The organism is Paracoccus wurundjeri (assembly GCF_030678915.1).
GTDB classification, from domain to species: domain Bacteria; phylum Pseudomonadota; class Alphaproteobacteria; order Rhodobacterales; family Rhodobacteraceae; genus Paracoccus; species Paracoccus onubensis_A.
On sequence record NZ_JAUUTZ010000021.1, the window covers coordinates 12,283 to 34,650 of the forward strand.

Genomic DNA, 22,368 nt, shown 5'->3' on the forward strand with positions numbered 1-22,368 from the left:
GGATCAGGCCAGCAGCCGTTCCGCCGTGGCCTCGGACGTGATCAGCCCGTTGACCAGCTGCCCTCGCAGGGCGCCACGGATTGCAGCGAGCTTGCCTTCACCCGAGGCTACGGCGATCAACGGGCGCTCCGAGCCCTTGGGTAAGGGGGCGGATGCGACGCGGCGGTTGAAATTACAATCAATAATCGTGCCGTCGCCGTCATAGACCCAGCCCGTAATCTCGCCCGCCGCGCCGGCGTGGGCGAGTTCGTCCATTTCCGTGGCGGAGACGAAACCGTCGACGAAAAGCGGGGCTGTCCGGTCCATCTGCCCGATGCCCACTACCGACAGATCGGCATTCCTGCACAGCTCGATGGTATTTCGTGCCGCCTCCTGTTGTTGCATGGCGGCCAGTTCACCGGGATCGCTGACAAGGACGGGCAGGGGGTTGGGGTAATGCGGGCCCTCGATCCGCTCGGCGAGATGGATCGTGGCGTTATAGGGCGATGCCGAGCCGTCGGACATCATGTTGCCAAGACGTGAGGCGACGACATGCTGCGGGCAGGACATGCGGGGGGTCTGTTCGACCATGGCTTTCAACGCCCGCCCGGTGCCAAGGCTGATCACCCGGCGCTCGGGCGATTTCAGCGTCTTTTCCAGAATCGTGGCCGCAGCGATGGCGATGCCGGTCAGCAGGTCCGGCGCGCCGGGATCCGAGGGGACAACTTCGCAACTGCAAAGCGCATAGCGGTCGGTCAGGGCCCTGGCCAGGTTCATGCAATGCGCGATCGGGTGATCCAGCCGTACCTTGACCAGCTTTTCACTGACCGCCATGGCGACAAGACGCTGGGCGCTTTGGCGGCTGACGCCGAGTTTGCGGGCGATTTCGTCCTGCGTATTGCCCGCCACGTAATAGAGCCAGCCGGCACGTGCGGCATCGTCCAATCGGCTTGATCCCGGCGCGAATCGTCCTGTGCTCACCTGAGTTCCCCGGTGGTTTCCATCTGCCTCAAGAGGTGAGGGAAATCCGCCCAGTTGTCAAAGCCGGCTATTCCGGGCGGCAATTCGAGCGGAGTTTCACGCAGATGCGCGCCACCGCGATAGGCCAGTACTTTCATGCCTGCGGCCTGTGCGGCCTCCAGTCCCGGGGTGCTGTCTTCGACGACGATGGCAACCGGGGGCTTTACGCCCATCCGGGATGCCGCGAAAAGGAACAGGTCGGGGGCTGGTTTGCCGCGGGCGACCTGACTGGCGGTAAAGATTCTTCCGTTGAAGAATTCCGAAAGACCAACAAGTTGCAAGGTGCGTTCAACGCGTGGCGGGCTTGATGAGGTGGCCACGCAGTTGGGCAGATGCAGGGCTTGAAGCATCTGTTGAAATCCGGGGGTCGGTCGCAGTTCCGTTTCGAAACGCAGCAGCAGACGGCGCCGGTATTCCGCTTCGAAATCTTCCGGCAGAGGGTGGCCGAAATTCTTGCGGATGACACGGGCGACGGTGGGGAAACTGCGGCCCAGAAATTCGCGCCGGACATCTTCGGCACCAAGGATCAGGCCGGTTTCCGCCAGTGTCTCGATCAGGACGCTGGCGGATAACAGCTCGCTGTCGGCGATGACGCCATCACAGTCGAAGATGACCAATTCTATCCGCATCGGGTATCCTTCGAAAGAACAGACCAACCGGAAAAGGCCGGATGGAAACAGGGCTGTCAATGGAAAAGACGGCATATGGATTAGGTTGCTGGCGGATGAAACGGATCCCGGGGCGTGAAATGCCGCGCCAAAAGGCCCCCCATCCCGGCAGGAAGGCATTCCGGGACAGGCAGAACCCTGGAACAGAACCATGCTGGCACAGCCGGGTTAAGATTGTATTGTCAGTCTGGAAAAGGCGACAGGGCCAATGACGAACGAGGGAAACATGACACAGATTCTTGACAGCGAAGCAGGAACGATCTTTGTCGGGGGTGGCGGTGCCGATTATGGCGCGGCGCAGAATCTGCTGCTGAAATATGCCAACCGTCACGGTTTGATCGCGGGGGCGACAGGAACCGGCAAGACTGTGACCCTGCAGACATTGGCTGAAAGCCTGTCTCTGGCTGGTGTGCCTGTGTTTCTGGCGGATGTGAAGGGCGATCTTGCCGGGTTGTCGCGCCAGGGCGGCGAAGACGCCAAGCTGAAGGACGCATTCAGCGAGCGCGCGGATAAGATCGGGCTGACGCTGGATTATCAGGATTTTCCGGTGACGTTCTGGGACGTCTGGGGCGAAAAGGGACATCCGGTCCGGACTACACCGGCCGAGATGGGGCCGCTTTTGCTGTCGCGCCTGATGGACCTGACCGAGGCGCAGGAAGGGGTACTGAACATTGCCTTCCGCGTTGCGGACGAACAGGGGCTCGCGCTGCTGGATCTTGCGGATTTGCAGGCAATTCTGGTCTGGGTGGGCGAGAGCGCCAAGGAATTGTCGCTGCAATACGGCAATGTCAGCACGGCCAGCGTCGGGGCGATTCAGCGCGCGCTTCTTGTGCTGCAAAATCAGGGTGGCGACAGGTTGTTCGGCGAGCCCGCTCTGGAGCTGGCGGATATCATGCGGCAGGATCAGGCGGGACGGGGCATGATCAATATTCTTGCCGCCGAAAAGCTGATGAATTCCCCGCGGCTTTATGCGACCTTTCTGCTGTGGCTGCTGTCGGAACTGTTCGAGCAATTGCCCGAAGTCGGGGATCCCGACCGGCCGAAAGTCGCGTTCTTCTTCGACGAGGCGCATCTTCTGTTCGACGATGCCCCGAAGGCCCTGATCGAAAAGATCGAACGGGTGGCGCGGCTGATCCGCTCGAAAGGTGTCAGCGTCTGGTTTATCAGCCAGAACCCGGCGGATATTCCCGAGGATATTCTGGGTCAGCTTGGCAACCGGGTGCAGCACGCGCTTCGCGCCTTTACCGCCAAGGATCAGAAGGCCCTGCGGCTCGCGGCCGAGAATTATCGCCCGAATCCCGATTTCGACACCGCCGATGCGATCCAGAATGTCGGGACCGGCGAGGCGGTGACCTCGCTGCTAGAGGCGAAGGGTGTACCGGGGATCGTGCAGAAAACCTTGATTCGTCCTCCGTTCAGCCGATTGGGGCCGATCAGCGATGACGAGCGGGCGGAAACGATGAAGGCTTCGCCCATGGCCGAAAAATATGACACGCCGCTGGACCGCGAATCCGCGCAGGAAATATTGGCGAAGCGGGCAGAGGACGCCGCGACCGAAGCCGAGAAAGAGAAACAGCCCGCTTCCGGCTCGGACGATGATCTGTTCGAGATGAACCCCGGCGAACACAAGCAGGGCCGTCGCTACGAACCGGAACGCAAGGCAACGAAATCCCGGTCTTCGCGGTCTTCGCGCAGCGACAGCATCGCCGAGGCTTTTGGCAAAAGCTTTGCCCGGCAAGTGGGCACAAGGGCGGGAAAGGCATTGGTCAGGGGCGTTCTGGGATCGCTGTTCCGGGGACGATGACGGCCGCCGCGCGCATTTCGGCCAGCAATGCGATCATGATCAGGACGTGCCGCTGCATGTCATAGGCTGGCGCGCGCAGCATGCGTAGCCCGTTCAGCCGCTCTTCCTCGGCCCGCAGAAGCTGCAGGGCATGATCATGGCCGGGGCATTTGTGGCTGCGCAACAGCCGGGGCAGATCCCGGCCGCGCTGCCATCCGCTTTGCCCTGCCTTTGCTGCCCGCATCAGGATGCCCGGCCTGCTGGGGGCCTGATTTTTCATAGCGGGTTGAAAATCTGCGAAGCCGATGGGTGAGTTCATGGTGGTGGATTCCCCTGCAAGATGAAGGTACAGAAAATACACAACCCAAGGTGGTGTTGCGCAAATGTGCTTTGCAGCGAACGCAGGGGAAAGAATTATTTAGGATTTATTAGAGAATGTTGCGCCTCGGTTTATCAATTGCCGCGCGACCCGCCGGCAGGATACTGCGCGGACGTTGTCTGAACCTCGTCCGCCCAAAACACAGAGGCGATGACATGATTCAGAAACAGGATTTTCCGGCAGTTGCGGAAAGCACGGATCGGGCAGGGCGGCCTGCCCCTCAACAGGCCCAGGACGTGACGCTTTATACCCGGCATATCGGGGAAGGCGTGCCGATCCGGGCCTTGGCGCGGGAACTGGGTTGTCATGCCTCGACGGTGCTGCGGAGGATTCGGCGCTTTGAAGAGCGGCGCGACGATCCTTTGATCGATTCCGCTCTTTCGGCCCAACCCGGACAGCCCCTTGATGAAAAGAAGCTGCGGCAAGTCCTGCGTCGTCTGGTCGAGCCGGGGGCGGTGCTGGCGACCACCGATGGGATCGAGACCGCGATCGTGACCCGCGACGATATCCGCACGGCTGTTCTTGGCCGCGACATGGCAGAGACCATGGCGCTGCGCGGCTGGATTGCACAGACACGCTCGGTCGGACGGATTTAGCGATATGTGCCGACGCCCGCCGGACGGGCCGCATTGCGGCGGATGCTGAAAGGCGAAAGCATCGGTGGCGAGGTGGCGGATCATGCCGATCAGCACCGGCTATGGGGCGAACGTGTTCTTGACGATCCCAAGGATGGCCGGTCTCGCAGGACGCGGGTCAATCTTGCCGAAAGCCCCTTGCAGGTTCTGGCACGGCGTTCCGATGCGAATGGGCAGCCCTTTCTGAGCCCTGGCATGGTCGCTGCCGGAGAGCGCCTGCGCGAAGATTTCGAACTGGCGCAGATGGGGCCTCGGGTCACCCAGAATTGGGAAGGGTTCCTGACCGCCGGGATCGATGCCGGAGCACGAGGATTCAGCGGCGGGTCGGGCACTGCCCGCGAAAGGGTGGGGGCGGCCTTGCGCGACCTGGGACCGGAACTGGGAGACGTGGCGCTGCGTGTCTGCTGTTTCCTCGAAGGGCTCGAGATGACCGAACGCCGTCTGGGTTGGCCCGCACGTTCAGGCAAGCTTGGGCTGAAGTTGGCCCTGATACGGCTTGAGCGGCATTATCAGGAGCATTACGGCCCACGGTCTCGGTTGATAGGGTAGGGCAGGATCCGGAGCTTGCCTCTGCGGTAACCGGGGTGGGGATTGATTGGAACCGACACGCCGAATAAGCTTGCTTTCGGCATATAGGGAATTCGATCAGATCATCTTATGAACATCACCTTCCGCCAACTTCGCTATTTTCTGGCCCTTGCCGAACAGCGGCATTTCACGCGCGCGGCAGAGATGATCCATGTGACCCAGCCCGCCTTATCGATGCAGATACGCGCGCTGGAGGAACAGGTCGGCGGAAAGCTGGTCGAGCGCACGCCGACCGGCATCGTGCTGACGCCGCGTGGCCGGACCCTGGCGGATCATGCCAGGCAGGTGGTGGCGGCGATGGCCGGGCTGGAACAGGGGCTGAACAGCCCGGGGCAGGGCGGCAAGCTGCGGCTGGGGATGATTCCCACGGTCGCGCCTTATCTGCTGCCCGAGGCTTTGCCGGTGCTGCGGGCCAGTGATGTCGGCCGCGACATGTATCTGCGCGAGGCCATGACTGACCGTCTGCTGACCGAACTGGAATCGGGCCAGCTTGACGCTGCCGTTGTGGCAACCCCGCCCGAGGGGGACAATCTGGTTGCCGTGCCGCTGTTCATCGACCGGTTTCTTCTGGCGGGAAGTTCCACGCGCATCGCGGGCTTCGCTGCCCGGGCGGAGAGCCTGAAACCGCAATCGCTGGACCCAAGCCAGCTTCTGTTGCTGGACGAGGGGCATTGTCTGGGGGATCAGGCGCTGGAAGTCTGCGGGCTGTCCCGGCATGGCGGCCGCCTGAATCTGGGGGCGGCATCGCTGTCCACGCTTTGCCGTCTGGCGGCGCAGGGGATGGGGCTGACCTTCCTTCCCGAAATCGCACGATTGCAGGAACTGGCGGCCGCTCCGGGACTGGTCACGATCCGGTTTCCCGATCCGCAGCCGGAACGGCAGGTGCTGCTGTTGCGCAGGGGCTCGACGCCGGCAGACGGATGGTTCGACGAGCTGGCAGAGACATTGCGGCGGGCAGGGGATGATCTGCTTGCCGCCGAGTGGCATGCGGAAGGATGAGCGAAGAGATAATACTTCTCGCGATGCTGGGGCTTGGGTTTCTTGTACTGCCATTTTTACTTGGGATCGTGATAGGCCGCCGGATTTCTGCTGCGGTTGCGGTCACATTTTCATTGCTGCTGCTGGCCGTTTTGCTTTGCGTGGCATGGTGGATTTATCACAATGGACCGGAGAGTGGATATGGCCCCGAATTTGCATCGGGTCTGTTTCTGATCTACGTCGTCGTGCCTGTGTTTGTTTCCACGATTGCCGCCCTTGCCATCGGGCAATGGCTCAGGGTGCGTCGAAAAAGGGAATAGTCCCGCCCTTTACGCCGCGTGTCACTTGTTGTCCGTGCCGACCATGGCCGCGAGTTCCAGACCGTTCCTTGCCCCCATCTTGGCCAGAACCCGCCCGCGATGCACCTCGACCGTGCGGACCGCGATGTTCAGCCGGTCCGCCATCTGCTTGTTCAACTCACCGGTCAGCATCAGCCGCATCACCTCTTCCTCGCGCGGCGACAGGGTGGCGAGGCGTGCGGCGATGTCACGGCGGGCGGCATCTTCGGCTTTTGTCGCATTGAACCTTTCGATTGCGCAAAGTGCCAGATCGACGATCTGATTATCGTTGAAAGGTTTTTCCAGAAAGTCGAAAGCGCCGGCCTTCAACGCGTCGACCGCGATCGGCACATCGGCATGCCCGGTCAGAAAAATCACCGGTGCCCTGACCTCCTGTGCCAGCAACCGGTCGAAAACCTCGGGGCCGCTCAGATCGCCCATGCGCACATCCAGTATGATGCAGGAGCAATCCTCAAGCGGCTGGGCGGCAAGGAAGGCCTCGCCGGAGGGCCAGCAGCGAGAGGCCAGCCCCCGGGAAGCGAACAGGAAACCGAGCGAATCGCGGATCGCTTCCTCGTCATCGACAATATGAATCATGCTGCCCACGCTTTGCCCTCGGATTTTCCTTCTGCCCGCGGCAGAGTGATCAGGAATATGGTTCCCCCATCCGCGGCGGGGCGATGAGCCAGCTGGCCGCGGTGCAACTCGATGATGGAACGGCAGATCTTCAGGCCCATTCCCATTCCTTGCGCCTTGGTCGAGGCGAAAGCCTCGAACAGGCGGCCTGCCATGTCTTCGGAGATACCGCAGCCCTGATCCTCGACCTCGATCATGCTGTGGTTGCCGTCGGGATACAGTCGGATCAGCACCTTGTCGCCATGACGCTTTTCGGCCATCGCCTCCATGCCGTTACGGATCAGATTGATCAGCACCTGCTCCAGCAGGATACGGTCCGCCTGCTGCGCCGAGACGGGGCGCAGGTCGGTCTGGATGACCACCCGATGCGCACGGGCATCCGCCGACAGGAAAGACACCGTTTCGTTGATCACCTCGTCCAGCCGGGTTTCGAAAAAGCGGGGCTCGCGCTTTTTGACCAGATCCTGGATATGGCGGATGATCTGCCCGGCGCGGTCGGCCTGATGACCAAGCTTGCCAGTCGCATCGCGCAGCAGAGCGGGATCGGTATTGCCGGCGTCCAGAAGGTTGGACATACCCGCCGCATAAGAAGCGATCGCGGCAAGCGGCTGGTTCAGTTCATGCGCCAGAGTCGAGGCCATTTCGCCAAGCGTGACCAGTCTGCCGGTCCGCGCCATCGTCTCGTCCTGTTCGCGCGTCAGCCGGGCGGCGCGTTTCTGTTCGGTGATGTCGATGACCGAGCCCATCCAGCCCCGGTGGATCCCGGCGGAATCGATCAGCGGTGCCTCGTAGACCTGAACGTCGATCTCGCGGCCATCGCGGTGCAGGAAATGGGTCTCGAAACTTTGCGCCTTGGTGCCCGAGCGGGCAAGATGTTCGTGCCGGGCGCGGGTTTCCTCGGTTTTCTGGGGGTGCCAATAGGGCATTGGCGGCAGATGACCGATCAGGTCCGATGAGTTCCAGCCAACCAGATCGCAGAATGCCGAATTCACATAAAGGATCCGCCCGTCGTGATCGCGGGCGCGGATGCCGACCGTCAGGCTTTCTTCCATCGCGCTGCGAAAAGCGGTCTCGCTGCGAAGCTGCGCTTCGGCGGCGCGGCGGCGCTTGGCGCTGCCATAGAGAACCGCCAGAGCCAGAATGGCGAAAATCGCCAGCGCGCCGATCGCACCGAAAAGCAGCGCCGAGCGCAGGCCCTTCTGGTCTTCATATGCGGTGATCATAAGTTCCGTGCCATGCAGCGGCGGATCGAAGCTGATCCTGTGGCTGGGAGAGTCGGGATTGGTGTCGAGCAACTGTCTTTCGGCGTAACTTTTGCCGTCCATGTCGCGAATGCGCACTCCGTATTGCTCGGCGATCCACCATGGAACATGTCTTTGCAGCAGAAGCTGTAGCGAAACGGTCGCGGTCACGAAGCCTGCCTCATCCGGCAGGGCAAGCCCCATCGTCGCCTGCCCCTCTTCGCTGGTGCTGCCATAAACCGGCCTTGCGCCACGGGTCCTGCTATTCGCGAGTCTCTTTACCAGCGCGTCATCGCCCGGAGCCCTTTCCCCCGGCAAGGCCCGCTGACGTTGACCAGCATTGTCATACCAGATGATCGAAAGAATTTCGGGGTTCGAGGCGATATGCAGCCGGGCGCGGGAATCCAGTATATCCGGGTCGGTTCCCGATGCGGCTTCAAGCGCCATCCGTGCAAGCATATCCTCGTCCACCGACATCTGAAGCCGCAGGGTCTGTTCGACCCACAGGGCGTCTGTGGCCAGTTTCATCCTTGCCTGCTCGGCCTCGTTCCGGCTGACGATCCAGACCACGCCCGCCACCAGGATGACCAGCGCGATGATCGCCATCAGCGGAATCAATGCCAGCAGATCAAGCCGCCGGCGGGCAAAAGGGGTGCCAATGCTCCAGGTTTCGTCCGGGGATGCACTGTTCCCCGTCCCTGTTTTTCGCCGTTTCACCCCCGCAATCCCTCCCTATTGCGAAAAGGCAGAATAGCGGCACTATGCGCAATGACGCAAGATTTCGATCGGTTTCGCCGATCGCAGGGACAGGGAAGCAAAAGAATATTCGGTTGAGGCGTGGTCGTGGAACGGCCCCCCGCTTGCAAGCGGAAGCACCTTTCCGGATACTGCCTTTGCGGCTTGCCGTTCAGTGCCCGCCGTTCAGCGGTTTTCGTTCAGTGGTCGTCGTGAGTGTGGTTCTGGTCCAGCACGAAACGCTTGTCGCAATAGCCGCAATCGACGAAACCCGTTTCCGGCGGGATTGCCAGCCAGACGCGCGGATGCCCCAGCCCAAGGGCATCGTCGCCGTCGCAGGCGATCCGGCGGCTTGTCACGGTGACGGTTTCCGGCGCGGGCAAGCGCATTTCCGGGGCGGTCTGGTTTTCGGAACGGGCGATCTCTGTCATGGCTGGCCTTCTTGTGGCGGCGGGCGGGTTCTGTTCTAACCCACATATCCCAGCGTTGCCCGGCTTCGCAAGCTTTGCAAGGATCTCCTTTATGTCAAATGCCATCGAAATTACCGCTCTGCGTAAGATTTATGCCGCACAGGGCAATGCCCCCGCCAAAGAGGCACTGAAAGGCGTTGACCTGAATATCCGCTCGGGCAGCATCTTCGGATTGTTGGGGCCGAATGGCGCAGGGAAATCGACGATGATCAACATCCTTGCCGGTCTGGTGAACAAGACGGCGGGCAAGGTGGTGATCTGGGGATTCGATCAGGATGTGAACCCGCGCCAGTCCCGCGCCGCCATCGGGATCATGCCGCAGGAGTTGAACATGGATCCCTATTTCAGCCCCCGCGCCAGCCTTGAGGTGCAGGCGGGACTTTACGGAGTACCCAGGGCGGATCGCTGGACGGATGAATTGCTGGAACTGGTCGGGCTGACCGGGCAGGCCGATGCCTATGCCCGCAATCTTTCGGGCGGAATGCGGCGGCGGTTGCTGCTGGCCAAGGCGCTGGTGCATCGCCCGCAGATCCTTGTGCTGGATGAGCCGACAGCGGGTGTGGACATCACCCTGCGCGCGATGCTGTGGAACAATGTCCGCAGATTGAACGAACAGGGGATGACGATCATCCTGACCACGCATTATCTGGAGGAAGCTGAAGAGATGTGCGATGAGATCGCCATCATCAATCACGGCGAACTGATCGTGAAACAGGGTACGCGCGAATTACTTGGCCGCACCGATGGCAAGACGCTTGTCATCGACACCGGCGCGCGGGTGGAACTGCCCGCCTTGCCCGAAGGCGCGCGGCCCGAGTGGCGATCCGACGGGCGGTTGGCGATCAGCTATCCGCCCTCGCGAATCCGTGCAGATCAGTTGATCGACGCGCTGCGCGGCGCAAATGTGCCGATCAGGGATGTCGCCAGCGAGCAGCCCGATCTGGAGGATGTCTTCGTCGAATTGACCCGCAACTGACGCGGTGGGCAGCGCGCCCGTATCGCGCGCGCTTTTCCCTGCCTTAGCCGCGTCGGCTGAGCATTGGCCCCATGATCCGGCCGCCCATGATATGCAGGTGGAAATGCGGAACCTCCTGCACGCCATCGGATCCGGCATTGGTAATGGCACGGAAGCCGTTGCCGCCATTCGCCTGCCCAAGTCCTTCTGTCGCGATCACCTCGGCGCAAAGCCGCATGAACGCGGTGATCTCATCCGCCGAGGCATTGGCAGAAAAATCCTCGAAGCTGATATATTTCCCCTTGGGGATGACCAGGACATGGCTTGGCGCCTGTGGCGTTATATCGCGAAACGCCAGCGCGTGGTCGTTCTCGGCAACGGTATCGTTCGGAATTTCACCCCGGAGGATGCGGGCGAAGATGTTCTGGTCGTCGTAGTCGAAAGCCATGGAATTCCTGTCTAATCTGCGAAAAGATGTTCGGTGCCTGCCAGATCCTGCGCGATCTCGGGCGCGACGTCCAGAAAGCGCGCGATCGACAGGGCATTGCGTTCAAGAGATTGCGCGCTGGCAATCGTTTCGAAATGCTCGAAATTCATGTCCCGCAATCTTTCGGATTCCTGTTCAAGATCGGCGCGCACGATCGGAAGCAGCCGCGCAAGCACATCGTCCGGGGTTGTGTTTCCAGCCAGACCGATCCGGTTCATATGACCGCGCATATAATCGTCATCGAACTCGCTGTCGACGAAGAGGATCCGGCTTTCCGCCTTGTCGCTGACGAAATCCGAAATCAGCGAAAGCGCCGAGGGATCGATGCACAGGACCAGCTGCCGGCTGTCATATTCGTCGAACAGCAGGCGCAGCAGGGCGCGGCGATGGCGCTGGCGCTTGGTCAGGCTGGAGGCGACACCGCCAAGCCAGGGCAGGCTCGCGTCCTGCTCGTCAAAAAGATAATCCAGTGCGGGAATATCCGTGAGCGCGCGAATCCTGGATGTCAGGCGTTTGGCGATATGCCATTTCTTGGCGACAATCAGATGCACGATCTGATTCCTGCCCAGATTACCCTCGCTTTCCCAGAAGCGCGGCGCGAACCGTCGCCCGACCCGGCCACGCTCGGTCAGGAAGCGGAACAGGCGCGGGCCCTCATCCGAGATCACGAATTCCTGACCGCTGGCCTGCCAGAGCGCGCCGAGCTTCTCTCGCAATTCCAGCGCTTCGGCACTGATCTTGCGGGCGAAAAGGAAATCCTGGCGCAGCAGGAGATCGTAGTGATCATTATAGAATGTCGCGGGCATCCCGTAATCGGTGAACATCAGGAAAGTCAACGTACGCCGGTGAATCTCGGCTTTGGGAACCAGATGCGCGACCAGCGTCTGGAAAAAGGTTTCATCCGGGATCCATGTGGTCGTGAAGAAGCGCATCACGTCCTTGCGCTGCTTGCAGAAATCTAGGATCCGGGTGACCGTGTTGCGGCGCAGGCACCACCATTGCGAACCGATCATGATTTGCAGATCTGCAGGAATCGGGCGTTGAAGCCGGAAACGCTGCTGAAATTCGAGATTGGCGTAGAACAGTTTCTTGTGTTTCCGCTCATTGAAGAAGTGGCGATAGATCAGCCGCTCTTCCTTGATCCCGGTCTTGATCCAGTCGCTTTCGAAGAAATCGAAGCTTTCGATGAAGTCTCCGTCGATTCGCTCGAGGAAGGAATGCGCGTATTCCCCCGATTTGATCGGCATGCAGTCGCCTGACAGCATGTAGAAATGCGTCGCATCCGGGAAAGCTTCGACCGCCGATTCGACCGCCAGGAGGCTGGCATCGACCAGCGACCAGTCCCCCCAGCCGCATTTCAGCCGTTTGGCGGCGAATGTGACGCCGGATTCGTCCTTCAATGCGTCCTGTATGCGTTGAAAATACTTGTCCGGAGCATTTGCGTCGAAATGGATCGAGACATAATCTCCGGTGGCGCAAAGCCTTCTGGCCTGCGCGATGACCCCTTCGGGATCCTTGTGAGTCAATAGGATAAAAGCAATTCTTGTCATGGGTTCCCCGCAGTAATGCGGTCAATTAATTGCGTGGCGCGTTTATTGCGTTGAAAATCTTCGCAGGGTTTGCTTTGTGTCTGTATCAATTTTGACTGCGCGAGCAAGCCGGATGGCCCCCATTTGGTAAATTTGCGCCCACTAATAGATATAGAAGAGAGTGCGATATGGGGTTTCCCGGCGTTTGGATGACCGAAAGCGAAAGTTTGATCTACCGTGTGGTTCCGAAATGTGCCTGTTCGACCATTGGCCAGATCATGTTCTATTCGGACCACGGACGTTACTTCGATGGCGATATCCACGATTCGACAACCGGATTACATAAATGGAATCAAGATGGTAGTCAGGAGCCGATCCGGAATGCGGTGCTGGGGCACAAGACACCGGCCTTTACCTGTGTCCGTAATCCATACACACGGATTCTGTCGTCCTTTTTCGACAAGATCGCGGGCATTCAGCGGAACGGCAAGCGCTATCGCGGCAAACTGGTGCCGCAGCTGATCCAGCGCTACGGCATCGATGTCGGCAGCCCCGAGAACGGCTTCGATTTCGACCAGATCGCCAGCTTTCGCCGCTTTCTGCTATTCGCGCGGGACACGATCCGCTGGCGGCGCCCGATGGAGCCGGATATCCACTGGTCGGCAATGTCCGGCCATATCTCGACCTTCATCGGAAGCGGCGGCAGATATGACCGGATCTTCTTCACCGAGAAGTTCAATGAGGGTATGCAAAAGGTTTTGGGCGACACGAAACCCGCCCATAAGCTTGATCTGAAGAAGGTGCCGCGCTTCAACGAATCGGAAGGGCATGGCCCCAAGCGCGCGCATAAGGTCAGTGCCTATTTCGACGACCTGTCGCGGCATCTGATCTGGGAAATGTACAAGGACGACTTCCTGTTGTTCCGCTATGATTTCGACGATCCGGACAACAAGATGCCGATCGGCGAGGTGGATCTGGACGAGGTTCACGCCAAGCTCCGTTACTGAACCGGCGATCGGATCTTCTGAATGAGGGGCGGGATTCAGGCGCGGACGGGCCGGAATCCCGCCCCTGTTTGTTCCGTTTGAATATGTCGTGACGGCGTTCCTGCGCCGCGCATCTTATGGGTGCTGATGGGACGATGCCGCCCGGGTGAAAAAATTTTCGCAGAAACCCAAGATCCTGTGCCCGGCAGACGTCATAAGTTATGACATGCGCATGAACGTGACAGACGAAGATCTTGCTCTGGCGGCGGCCGGCGGTGATGCGGATGCCTTCGAGGCTCTGCTGTTGCGCAATTATGACCGGCTGTTCGGGCTGTGCTTCCGTCTGACCGGCAACAGGGCCGAGGCCGAGGATCTGACACAGGATATCTGCGCCGCGCTGCCCTCGAAACTGGCGGGTTTCCGCGGCGAGGCCAGGGTCACGACCTGGCTTTACCGTGTGGCCCTGAATGCGGCGGTGGACCGCAGGCGCAAGGCGTCGCGTTATGCGCGGGCAATGGAAGGCTGGGGCGATTGGGAACTCGGCCGCCAGAGTGCCATCGCGGAAGAACAGCAGGATATCGCGTGGCTTCACGCCGCCATGAGACATCTCAGCGATACTCTGCGCGATACATTGGTGCTGGTTCTGGAAGGCCTGAGCCATGCCGAGGCGGCGGATATTTTGGGTGTCCCCGAAGGAACCGTTGGCTGGCGGGTCGCCGAAGCCCGGAAACGCCTGCGCGAATTGAGAGAGAAGGAGGAGGCGCAATGACCTCCGGTCATGACGATCCGGATCTGGACGATCTGAAGCGCGCGATGCAAGCCGCGACGCCGCTGCCCGATCCTGTGCGGCGAGCGGAGAATCTGGCGCTTGCCAAGAAAAACTTCGTGGCGACCCAAGGATCCGGGACGGCCGCGCGTCAAAACTCTGAACGTTCCGAAAAGCGGGGCGTGTTCAGAGGAGTTTTCGACATGCTTATGACCAGAACCGCCGCTGCCGGACTGACCGCAACGACCGCGCTTGTCGCCGTTGGAGCCCTGTTCTTCACGCCCGCCGGACGCGATCTGATGACGCCGCCCTCGGATATGTCGCGCCCCGAAGTCGCTGCGCAGCCGGAAGCAGCCGCCAGCGACGCGCCTGCCATCGCCAAGACCGAGGCGCCGGCAGCGCAGGACCTGCAGGCGGAATCCACGCTGGCCCGACCGCTGGCCGATGAGGCCGCCGGTTATAACGCCCAGCTTCGTGACGCTACGCCTGCGCCGATGGCGCGTGTCAGTATCGCTCCGGATATTGCCCCTGCGCCGCCCCCGGCCAATACCGAGCAATTCTCGAATACGGATGACAACCCCCTGCATGTCGTGGCCGAGGATCCGGTTTCGACCTTTTCGATCGACGTCGATACAGCCTCTTACACGCTGGTCCGTTCGTCGCTGAATGCCGGGCAGATGCCGCCGCGCGATGCCGTGCGGGTCGAAGAGATGATCAATTATTTCCCCTATGACTATCCCGCCCCCGGCCCGGGCGATGCCAGCCCGTTCAAGCCGACTGTCAGTGTTTTCGAGACGCCGTGGAACCCCGATACAAGGCTTGTCCATATCGGCATGCAGGGCGAATTGCCGGCTATCGAAAACCGTCCTCCGCTGAATCTGGTCTTTCTGATCGACACATCTGGCTCGATGGATGAACCGGCGAAACTGCCCTTGCTGGCCCAGAGCTTCAGGATGATGCTGTCGAAGCTGAACCCCGACGATCAGGTCGCCATCGTGACCTATGCGGGGAATGCCGGAATTGCGCTTGAGCCGACACCTGCCTCGGACCGGGGCGCGATCGAGAAAGCCCTTGCCGGGTTGCAGTCCGAAGGTTCGACCAATGGCGAGGGCGGGCTTGAAGAGGCTTACCGGCTGGCCGGCGAGATGTCCGAAGAGGGCGAGGTGTCGCGCGTGCTGCTGGCGACCGACGGAGATTTCAATGTCGGGATCGATGACCCGGACGCCCTGACCGATTTCATCTCGGACAAGCGTGACAGCGGGATCTATCTTTCGGTGCTGGGCTTTGGCCGGGGGAACCTGCAGGACGATACGATGCAGGCCCTTGCTCAGAACGGCAATGGCACGGCCGCCTATATCGATACGTTGAACGAAGCCCAGCGCGTGTTGGTCGATCAGCTTGCCGGGGCACTGTTCCCCATTGCCGACGACGTGAAGATTCAGGTCGAGTTCAACCCGGCGGTGATCGCCGAGTACCGGCTGATCGGTTATGAGACCCGTGCCTTGCGGCGCGAGGATTTCAACAATGATGCCGTCGATGCCGGAGAGCTGGGCGCCGGGCATTCCGTGACCGCAATCTACGAGGTGACACCGGTGGATTCGCCTGCCCGCAAGGCCGATCCGTTGCGCTATGCCAGGCAGGAAATGGACAGCGAAGCGGCGGGAAAATCGGATGAGCTGGGCCTGCTGCGTTTGCGCTGGAAAGATCCGGGGGAAAGCGAAAGCCAGCTGATGGAGTTCCCGATCACCGAAACGGATCATCCCGGTTCCGAGGCGGAATTCGCCGCTGCGATTGCAGGTTTCGGGCAGCTTCTGCGCGGTTCCACCTTCCTGCAGGATTGGGGATACGAGGATGCGATTGCCCTTGCCACGGCCAATCGCGGGGCCGATGAATTCGGTTATCGCAATGAAGCGGTGCAGTTGATGCGCCTTGCCGAGACTTTGGCGGCGGATTGAAGCGGACCTGTCCGGATGCCGGGGCCGGGCGCATGCGTCCGGCCTTTTCCTATACGGGAATCGGATCGGACAGGTGCCGGTGACGCTTTGGGCAGCGTTTGGGGCATAGCGGAAATCAGGTTTGAACTTGCATCCCGATAAGGCATGGTTCAGGGCTTGGGCGCATCAGGACACGGATTTTCAAGGCGGATCGATGACGGAAACAGGCATATTGGATCATCCCCATGAACATGCGATGGCGATCAGGTATCAGCAGCGTTCTGCGGAGATCAAAGCCTTGCAGCGGCAATGCTATGCGCTTGCCACGCTGAGATTGCGGGCCATTGTCGAGGCGGCGGGCGGATCGGGCGCAGGGCTGGCGGTCGTGTCTGATATCGATGAGACGATTCTGGACAACGCTGCCGTCATGGCCCATGCGATGAGCTGGCCGACAAGGCAAGACAAGATCGATATCTGGAAATTATGGGAGCGCGAGGGTCAGCCGCATTTGATTCCGGGCGCGGCGGATTTCTTCGAGCTTGCGGATGAGCTTGGCGTAACGATCTTCTATGTTTCCGACAGGTTCGACGAGAACAAGATCGCCACGATCGCCACCTTGTCACGGCTTGGGCTTCCGCAGGTGGATGCAGATCATGTGCGGCTGCTTGGACCACCCAAGGCCGAGCGACGCATTGCCATCGAAAAATCGCACAGGATCATATTGCTGCTGGGCGACACGTTGCATGATTTCGACGATGCCTTCGCAGGCAGCCCACTGGAAGAACAGCACCGCTTGACCGAAGAACATGCAAGGCGCTTCGGCGAAGACTGGATCGTGTTTCCGAATGCCGGTCATGGCACATGGATGGAAGCGGAACTTCTGCCGTGGGACGCGCCGATACGCAGCCTTTAAAGTCTGTCGCGCCCCTCCGGATCCGCTTCCCCTCTTTCTGCTTCTTCTTTGTCCAAATACCTCGGGGGTCCGGGGGCTGGCCCCCGGCCATCGCGGGACGCAAGTAACCGGCGTTTTCGCTTCAACGCGACGGGCTCTGACCGTCTGGGTTCATCTGGCCGAGAGGAAAATTATTCCATTGCGTCAAGAATGTAACGTGCGGTCATCAGATCCAGGTGCGCGCCGCCGCCATTCTTGGCAATCGTGATCTCATCCTGGGACCGGCGCGTATAATCGCCTGACGACAGGTCATAGAAATCCGCGACGATATCCGTCTTTGCGATGACACCGTTATCAAGCGGAATCTGTATTTCGCCGATATGACCGATGGTGGTGCTGCGGCTGTCGACGAAAATCCGGGCGCGTTTCAACGCTGCGTCATCCACCTCGCGCATATCGGGGCGATAGGCTCCGATCAGGTCCAGATGCGTTCCGGGTTGCAGCCAGTCGCCTTGCAGCACGGGATGGGTCGCCATGGTGGTCGTGGCGATCAGATCCGCATCGCGGCAGGCGGCGGGCAGATCGTCGACCGCGATTGCATCCATCCGTGCGGCAAGGTCGCGGGCCGCGCTTGCTGTGCGGTTCCAGATGCTGATGCGGATGCCCGGGAAGGCCGCGCGATAGGCCTCGATCATCGAGGCGGCGACATTTCCGGCGCCGACGATCAGGGCGTTTGCGCTGTCCTTGCGGGCAAGTCGCCGCGCCGACAAAAGGCTGTCACCGGCGGTTTTCCATTTGGTGACAAGGTGGAAATCGATCAATGCGACAAGTTCGCCGCTTGCATCACCGAACAGATTCACCGCTCCGTTGACCATCGGCAGGCCGGTTTGGGGATTGCCGGGGAAGATCGTCGCGGGTTTGACCGCCAGACCCAGCCCGTCGATCCATGCCGAACGGGTCAGCAGCGTGTCATCGCCGCGATAAAGGAAACTGTCGGAAATCTCTGCCCGGGGCAGGCTGTGACCTTCGGCAAGCGCATCGGTCAGGGCAAGCCAGTCAAGACGGGACTCGGCTTCGGAAGTAATGATCTGCATGTTCGATCCTTGGTTTCCGTCAACCTAGAACAGATCGGGGCAGAATGAAAAGCGCAGTATCCATCCGGGTTGCAAGGGAATTGCGTGTCGCGCAAGGGTGGATTAACCTTTATGTCAGTGCGGGAGGGACCGCCGATCACAGAGGACAGCAAAAGCCATGATTAAGGAATTCAAGGAATTCATTGCCCAGGGCAATGTCATGGACCTGGCAGTGGGGATCATTATTGGCGCGGCGTTCACGGCGATCGTCACGTCGCTGGTGGATGATCTCATCAACCCGATCATCGGTCTTTTGACCGGTGGTGTCGATTTTACCAACAAGTATTTCGTCCTGTCGGGCGAGGTCGCCGACGGGCTCAGCCTTACCGCGGCGCGTGAAGCGGGCGCGGCTGTATTCGCCTATGGTTCTTTCGTCATGGCCGTGATCAATTTCCTGATCGTTGCCTGGGTCGTGTTCCTGCTGGTCAAAGGGGTGAACCGGGTCAGGGACACCGTGGTGAAGAAAGAAGAAGTCGCCGAAGAAGCGGCAGGCCCGACGCAGGAAGAATTGCTGGCGCAGATCCGCGATCTTCTGGCCGCGAGAGGCTGACATATTCCCGGGCGCGCCTTTTCGTCAGGGGCACGCCCCTTGTCTAGCGCATTAACCTTAATCGGTGATGTTAAGGTTAATGCGACATGTTGTGCCTGACAGCGTCATTAACCGTGCCTCTGCGATGGCAAGGCTTTTCAGTGCCACCGCCATGAATCGACGGCGATCTTGTCTTGCATTCGTTATCCTTATCGGGCGGCCAACAGCCCGCCGGCGAGATAAACGGCACGAACCACCGGTCCGCGTGTCGTGCGGGTGCGGGGTCACGCCGGCGGATACGGTCTGCCGGGGTTCCGGTATCCGCCCGGAATGCGGTCGCACCGTTAGCCGTTCAGCAACTGATCCGGGGTCATCGCCTCGATCCCCTGCGCCACGCCCACCGGCGGCGAGGTCAGCTTGCCCTGATGCGTCGACAGCCCGGCCCGCAGATGCGGATCGTCGGTGATTGCCTGACGCCAGCCCTTATCGGCCAAAGACAGCAGGAACGGCAGCGTCACATTGCCCAGTGCCTGGGTCGAGGTACGCGCAACCGCGCCCGGCATATTCGCCACGCAATAATGCACCACGCCGTCGACTTCATAGATCGGATCCTGATGCGTGGTCACGCGGGAGGTCTCGAAACAGCCGCCCTGATCGATGGCGACATCCACCAGAACCGAGCCCTGCGGCATGATCGACAATTGTTCGCGCGTCACCAGCTTGGGCGCGGCCGCCCCGGGGATCAGCACCGCGCCGATGACCATATCGGCAGTGGTGATCAGTTCGGCAGTGGCGGCGGCACTGGCATATTGGGTGGTCAGCTTGCCCATGAACACATCGTCCAGATAAGAAAGGCGCGGCACCGAGCGATCCATGACGGTCACATTCGCGCCCATCCCTACCGCGACCCGGGCGGCCGCCGTGCCGACGACCCCGCCGCCGATCACAACGACATTGGCGGGCCGCACGCCCGGCACGCCGCCCAGCAGCACGCCGCGACCGCCATTGGCCTTTTGCAGCGCCCATGATCCGACCTGCGGCGCAAGACGCCCCGCTACTTCGGACATCGGTGCCAGCAATGGCAGGCCGCCGCGCATATCGGTCACCGTTTCATAGGCGATCGACGTAACGCCGGATTCCAGCAGGTCGCGGGTCTGCTCTGCATCCGGAGCAAGATGCAGATAGGTGAACAGGATCTGCCCTTCGCGCAGCATCCGGCGCTCGGCCGCCTGCGGTTCTTTCACCTTGATGATCAGCTCGGATTTGCTGAAGACGGTACCCGCATCGGGCGCAATCTCTGCCCCGATGGCCCGGTAATCCTCATCCGTGAAGCCCGAACCTTCTCCCGCCCCGGTCTCGACCAGAACGCTGTGCCCGCGCAGGATCGCTTCGGTTGCATTGGCCGGGGTCAGGCCGACCCGGTATTCCTGTGCCTTGATTTCTTTTGGACAACCGATTTTCATCTAAACACTCCTCCCATAGGTTTTATGTTCTGCAGGATGCCACAGGAGCCATGCAAAATGCAGCGAAGCTATGGGTCAGTGCCGTGAAAATTCGAAAGAAATCATTGGAAATTTCCAGCTTTCTCGAAGATTATCCCAGCATGAGTGAAATCGACGCAATAGACCGCCGGATACTTGCCCTGCTGCAGAAACACGGGCGAATCAGCAATGCCGAACTGGCGCAAAGGGTTCACCTGTCGCCCAGCGCCTGCCACAGACGGGTGCAGCGGCTTGAGGAAGGCGGCGTCATTCAGGATTACGTGGCGCTGCTGAATGCGCGGAAATTGCAACGCCAGACCACGGTTTTCGTCGAGATCACCCTGTCGGGTCAGGCCGATGAGTTGCTGGACCGTTTCGAACGGGCGGTGCGCGCCATTCCCGATGTGCTGGAATGTCATCTGATGGCGGGTACGGCGGATTACCTGCTGAAGATCGTGGTCGAGGATACCGACGATTTCGCCCGCATTCACCGCCAGCATCTGGCGCGGCTGCCCGGCGTGGCACAGATGCATTCGTCATTCGCGCTGCGCACGGTGTTCCGCACGACCGCGATCCCGGTCTAGGGAGGCCCGGGCAGCTATCCGTCCGGCGCTGTCAGGTATGACCGCCTTTGACAACCACGCGGCGGCGGGTGCATCATCCGGCAACTTCCGCTAGAAAGAGGCTGTCATGACCAAGCATTCCACCGATCTCCGGACCTTGTTGCGCGATCCATCGCTGCTGGAAACCCGTGCCTTTCTGGCCGGTGAATGGGTAGATGCCAAAGACGGCAAGACCTTCGACGTGATCAATCCTGCGCGCGGTGACGTCATCGCGCAGGTTGCCGATCTAAGCCGGGACGAGGCGGCAGCGGGGATTGCGGCCGCGGCAGCCGCGATGAAGGACTGGGCCGCGCGCACGGCCAAGGAACGCGCGCAGATCATGCGCAAATGGTTCGATCTGATGATGGAGAACCAGCAGGATCTGGCCCGCATCCTGACCGCCGAGATGGGCAAGCCCTTTCCCGAAGCGCAGGGCGAAATCGCCTATGGTGCCAGCTTCATCGAATGGTTCGGGGAAGAGGCCAAGCGCGTCTACGGCGAAACCATTCCCGGACATATGCCGGACAAGCGCCTTTCGGTGATCCGTCAGCCGATCGGTGTGGTAGCCAGCATCACGCCATGGAACTTCCCCAATGCGATGATCGCCCGCAAGGCTGCGCCGGCGCTGGCGGTGGGCTGCGGCTTTGTCGCGCGGCCTGCGGCGGAAACCCCGCTTTCCGCATTGGCCATGGCGGTGCTTGCCGAACGCGCCGGCTTCCCCAAGGGGATCCTGTCGGTCATCACCTCATCCCGCTCGAGTGAGATCGGCAAGGAGTTCTGCGAGAATCCGAATGTGCGCAAGCTGACCTTCACCGGCTCGACCGAAGTCGGGCGCATTCTGCTGCGGCAGGCTGCCGATCAGGTGCTGAAATGCAGCATGGAACTGGGCGGTAACGCGCCGTTCATCGTGTTCGACGACGCCGATCTGGATGCGGCTGTCGAAGGGGCTATGGCCTCGAAATTCCGCAATAACGGCCAGACCTGCGTCTGCGCGAACCGGATCTATGTGCAGGCCGGTGTCTATGACGAATTCGCGAAACGGCTGGCCGCGGCCGTGGACAAGCTGCAGGTCGGCGACGGGCTGGAGGACGGAATCACCACCGGCCCGCTGATCAACGAGGCTGCGGTCGGGAAGGTTGAAGAGCATATCAAGGATGTGCTGGATCACGGCGGCGTGGTCGTCACCGGCGGAAAGCGGATGGAGGGGTTGTTCTTCGACCCGACCGTGGTGACAGGCGTGCGTGACGATATGAAGGTCGCCACCGAGGAAACTTTCGGCCCGCTTGCCCCGCTGTTCAAATTCGATACCGAGGAAGAGGTGATCGAACGCGCGAATAACACCATTTTCGGGCTGGCCTGCTATTTCTATGCCCGCGATGTTGGCCGCATCACGCGCGTGCAGGAGGCGTTGGAATACGGGATCGTCGGCGTGAATTCCGGCATCATCTCGACCGAGGTCGCGCCATTCGGCGGCGTCAAGCAATCCGGGCTGGGCCGGGAAGGCAGCCGTCATGGCATCGAGGATTTTCTTGAGATGAAATATATCTGCCTGTCGATCTGATCGCGGCGGCAGACCTTCATTTCTTCTTCATTCAAATATCCTCGGGAGGGGTGCGGGCAGGGC

23 protein-coding genes are annotated in these 22,368 nt (G+C 60.7%); 13 read left to right on the plus strand and 10 right to left on the minus strand.

Annotated elements, in window-relative coordinates; all coding sequences use genetic code 11:
- Positions 1-3: 3 nt before the first annotated feature.
- Positions 4-960: a sugar-binding transcriptional regulator gene (locus tag Q0601_RS18010; protein ID WP_305291281.1), complete on the minus strand. Its 957-nt coding sequence runs from the start codon at positions 958-960 to the stop codon at positions 4-6.
- Entirely contained in the window at positions 957-1,628 is a 672-nt protein-coding gene (locus tag Q0601_RS18015) for an HAD family hydrolase (RefSeq protein ID WP_305291282.1), read from the minus strand. The genes Q0601_RS18010 and Q0601_RS18015 overlap by 4 nt, the downstream gene beginning before the upstream one ends.
- Before the next feature lie 265 nt (positions 1,629-1,893).
- Between Q0601_RS18015 and Q0601_RS18020 the strand changes: the two genes are divergently transcribed.
- Positions 1,894-3,471 carry a helicase HerA-like domain-containing protein gene (locus Q0601_RS18020; protein WP_305291283.1) on the plus strand — a complete coding sequence of 526 codons (1,578 nt, stop codon included), beginning with the start codon at positions 1,894-1,896 and terminating at the stop codon, positions 3,469-3,471.
- On the opposite strand, the gene Q0601_RS18025 is transcribed toward Q0601_RS18020, so the two are convergent.
- Positions 3,434-3,769, minus strand: a complete 336-nt coding sequence (locus Q0601_RS18025) for a DUF6477 family protein (RefSeq protein ID WP_305291284.1) — start codon at positions 3,767-3,769, stop codon at positions 3,434-3,436. The genes Q0601_RS18020 and Q0601_RS18025 overlap by 38 nt on opposite strands.
- Before the next feature lie 215 nt (positions 3,770-3,984).
- Here Q0601_RS18025 and Q0601_RS24885 point away from each other — a divergent pair, with 215 nt between their 5' ends.
- From Q0601_RS24885 to Q0601_RS18040, 4 genes are all read left to right on the plus strand, one after another.
- Positions 3,985-4,425 (plus strand): helix-turn-helix domain-containing protein, encoded by a 441-nt coding sequence (locus tag Q0601_RS24885; RefSeq protein WP_441848432.1) that lies wholly within the window; start codon positions 3,985-3,987, stop codon positions 4,423-4,425.
- 6 nt (positions 4,426-4,431) lie between these two features.
- Positions 4,432-5,013, plus strand: a complete 582-nt coding sequence (locus tag Q0601_RS24890; RefSeq protein ID WP_441848433.1) for a DUF6456 domain-containing protein — start codon at positions 4,432-4,434, stop codon at positions 5,011-5,013.
- 108 nt (positions 5,014-5,121) lie between these two features.
- A complete protein-coding gene (locus Q0601_RS18035) occupies positions 5,122-6,051 on the plus strand; it encodes a LysR substrate-binding domain-containing protein (RefSeq protein WP_305291285.1) in 930 nt (309 codons plus the stop codon).
- Entirely contained in the window at positions 6,048-6,350 is a 303-nt protein-coding gene (locus Q0601_RS18040) for a hypothetical protein (RefSeq protein ID WP_305291286.1), read from the plus strand. Before Q0601_RS18035 ends, Q0601_RS18040 begins: the two co-directional genes overlap by 4 nt.
- A 21-nt stretch (positions 6,351-6,371) precedes the next feature.
- Here Q0601_RS18040 and Q0601_RS18045 read toward each other — a convergent pair whose 3' ends face one another.
- The 3 genes from Q0601_RS18045 to Q0601_RS18055 all read right to left on the minus strand — a co-directional run bounded on the left by Q0601_RS18045 (position 6,372) and on the right by Q0601_RS18055 (position 9,369).
- Positions 6,372-6,965: a response regulator transcription factor gene (locus Q0601_RS18045; protein ID WP_305291287.1), complete on the minus strand. Its 594-nt coding sequence runs from the start codon at positions 6,963-6,965 to the stop codon at positions 6,372-6,374.
- On the minus strand, positions 6,962-8,962 hold the full coding sequence (locus Q0601_RS18050; RefSeq protein WP_305291289.1) for a PAS domain S-box protein: 2,001 nt from the start codon (positions 8,960-8,962) through the stop codon (positions 6,962-6,964). The genes Q0601_RS18045 and Q0601_RS18050 overlap by 4 nt, the downstream gene beginning before the upstream one ends.
- Before the next feature lie 218 nt (positions 8,963-9,180).
- Complete coding sequence (locus Q0601_RS18055) at positions 9,181-9,369, minus strand: zinc-finger domain-containing protein (RefSeq protein ID WP_305291350.1); 189 nt, start codon at positions 9,367-9,369, stop codon at positions 9,181-9,183.
- A 133-nt stretch (positions 9,370-9,502) separates the two neighbouring features.
- Here Q0601_RS18055 and Q0601_RS18060 point away from each other — a divergent pair, with 133 nt between their 5' ends.
- Complete coding sequence (locus Q0601_RS18060) at positions 9,503-10,426, plus strand: ABC transporter ATP-binding protein (protein WP_305291290.1); 924 nt, start codon at positions 9,503-9,505, stop codon at positions 10,424-10,426.
- A gap of 43 nt (positions 10,427-10,469) precedes the next feature.
- Here the strand turns inward: Q0601_RS18060 and Q0601_RS18065 are convergent, their stop codons facing one another.
- Positions 10,470-10,853 (minus strand): HIT domain-containing protein, encoded by a 384-nt coding sequence (locus tag Q0601_RS18065; protein WP_305291291.1) that lies wholly within the window; start codon positions 10,851-10,853, stop codon positions 10,470-10,472.
- Positions 10,854-10,864: 11 nt separating this feature from the next.
- Entirely contained in the window at positions 10,865-12,442 is a 1,578-nt protein-coding gene (locus Q0601_RS18070) for a DUF5928 domain-containing protein (protein WP_305291292.1), read from the minus strand.
- Positions 12,443-12,609: 167 nt separating this feature from the next.
- Here Q0601_RS18070 and Q0601_RS18075 point away from each other — a divergent pair, with 167 nt between their 5' ends.
- The 4 genes from Q0601_RS18075 to Q0601_RS18090 all read left to right on the plus strand — a co-directional run bounded on the left by Q0601_RS18075 (position 12,610) and on the right by Q0601_RS18090 (position 17,020).
- Entirely contained in the window at positions 12,610-13,428 is an 819-nt protein-coding gene (locus Q0601_RS18075) for a sulfotransferase family protein (protein ID WP_305291293.1), read from the plus strand.
- Positions 13,429-13,639: 211 nt separating this feature from the next.
- Positions 13,640-14,176 carry an RNA polymerase sigma factor gene (locus Q0601_RS18080; RefSeq protein ID WP_305291294.1) on the plus strand — a complete coding sequence of 179 codons (537 nt, stop codon included), beginning with the start codon at positions 13,640-13,642 and terminating at the stop codon, positions 14,174-14,176.
- Positions 14,173-16,128 (plus strand): vWA domain-containing protein, encoded by a 1,956-nt coding sequence (locus tag Q0601_RS18085; RefSeq protein WP_305291295.1) that lies wholly within the window; start codon positions 14,173-14,175, stop codon positions 16,126-16,128. The genes Q0601_RS18080 and Q0601_RS18085 overlap by 4 nt, the downstream gene beginning before the upstream one ends.
- A 193-nt stretch (positions 16,129-16,321) precedes the next feature.
- Positions 16,322-17,020 (plus strand): 5'-nucleotidase, lipoprotein e(P4) family, encoded by a 699-nt coding sequence (locus Q0601_RS18090; protein WP_305291296.1) that lies wholly within the window; start codon positions 16,322-16,324, stop codon positions 17,018-17,020.
- A 170-nt stretch (positions 17,021-17,190) separates the two neighbouring features.
- On the opposite strand, the gene Q0601_RS18095 is transcribed toward Q0601_RS18090, so the two are convergent.
- Positions 17,191-18,093 carry an ornithine cyclodeaminase family protein gene (locus Q0601_RS18095; RefSeq protein ID WP_305291297.1) on the minus strand — a complete coding sequence of 301 codons (903 nt, stop codon included), beginning with the start codon at positions 18,091-18,093 and terminating at the stop codon, positions 17,191-17,193.
- Between the two features lie 157 nt (positions 18,094-18,250).
- On the opposite strand from Q0601_RS18095, the gene mscL reads away from it, so the two are divergent.
- On the plus strand, positions 18,251-18,682 hold the full coding sequence (mscL, locus tag Q0601_RS18100) for a large conductance mechanosensitive channel protein MscL (protein ID WP_305291298.1): 432 nt from the start codon (positions 18,251-18,253) through the stop codon (positions 18,680-18,682).
- Between the two features lie 323 nt (positions 18,683-19,005).
- Here the strand turns inward: mscL and ald are convergent, their stop codons facing one another.
- Positions 19,006-20,124 carry an alanine dehydrogenase gene (gene ald, locus Q0601_RS18105; RefSeq protein WP_305291299.1) on the minus strand — a complete coding sequence of 373 codons (1,119 nt, stop codon included), beginning with the start codon at positions 20,122-20,124 and terminating at the stop codon, positions 19,006-19,008.
- A gap of 140 nt (positions 20,125-20,264) precedes the next feature.
- On the opposite strand from ald, the gene Q0601_RS18110 reads away from it, so the two are divergent.
- Positions 20,265-20,726 (plus strand): Lrp/AsnC family transcriptional regulator, encoded by a 462-nt coding sequence (locus Q0601_RS18110; RefSeq protein ID WP_119752087.1) that lies wholly within the window; start codon positions 20,265-20,267, stop codon positions 20,724-20,726.
- Between the two features lie 106 nt (positions 20,727-20,832).
- Positions 20,833-22,305, plus strand: a complete 1,473-nt coding sequence (locus tag Q0601_RS18115; RefSeq protein ID WP_305291300.1) for an NAD-dependent succinate-semialdehyde dehydrogenase — start codon at positions 20,833-20,835, stop codon at positions 22,303-22,305.
- Positions 22,306-22,368: the final 63 nt, after the last annotated feature.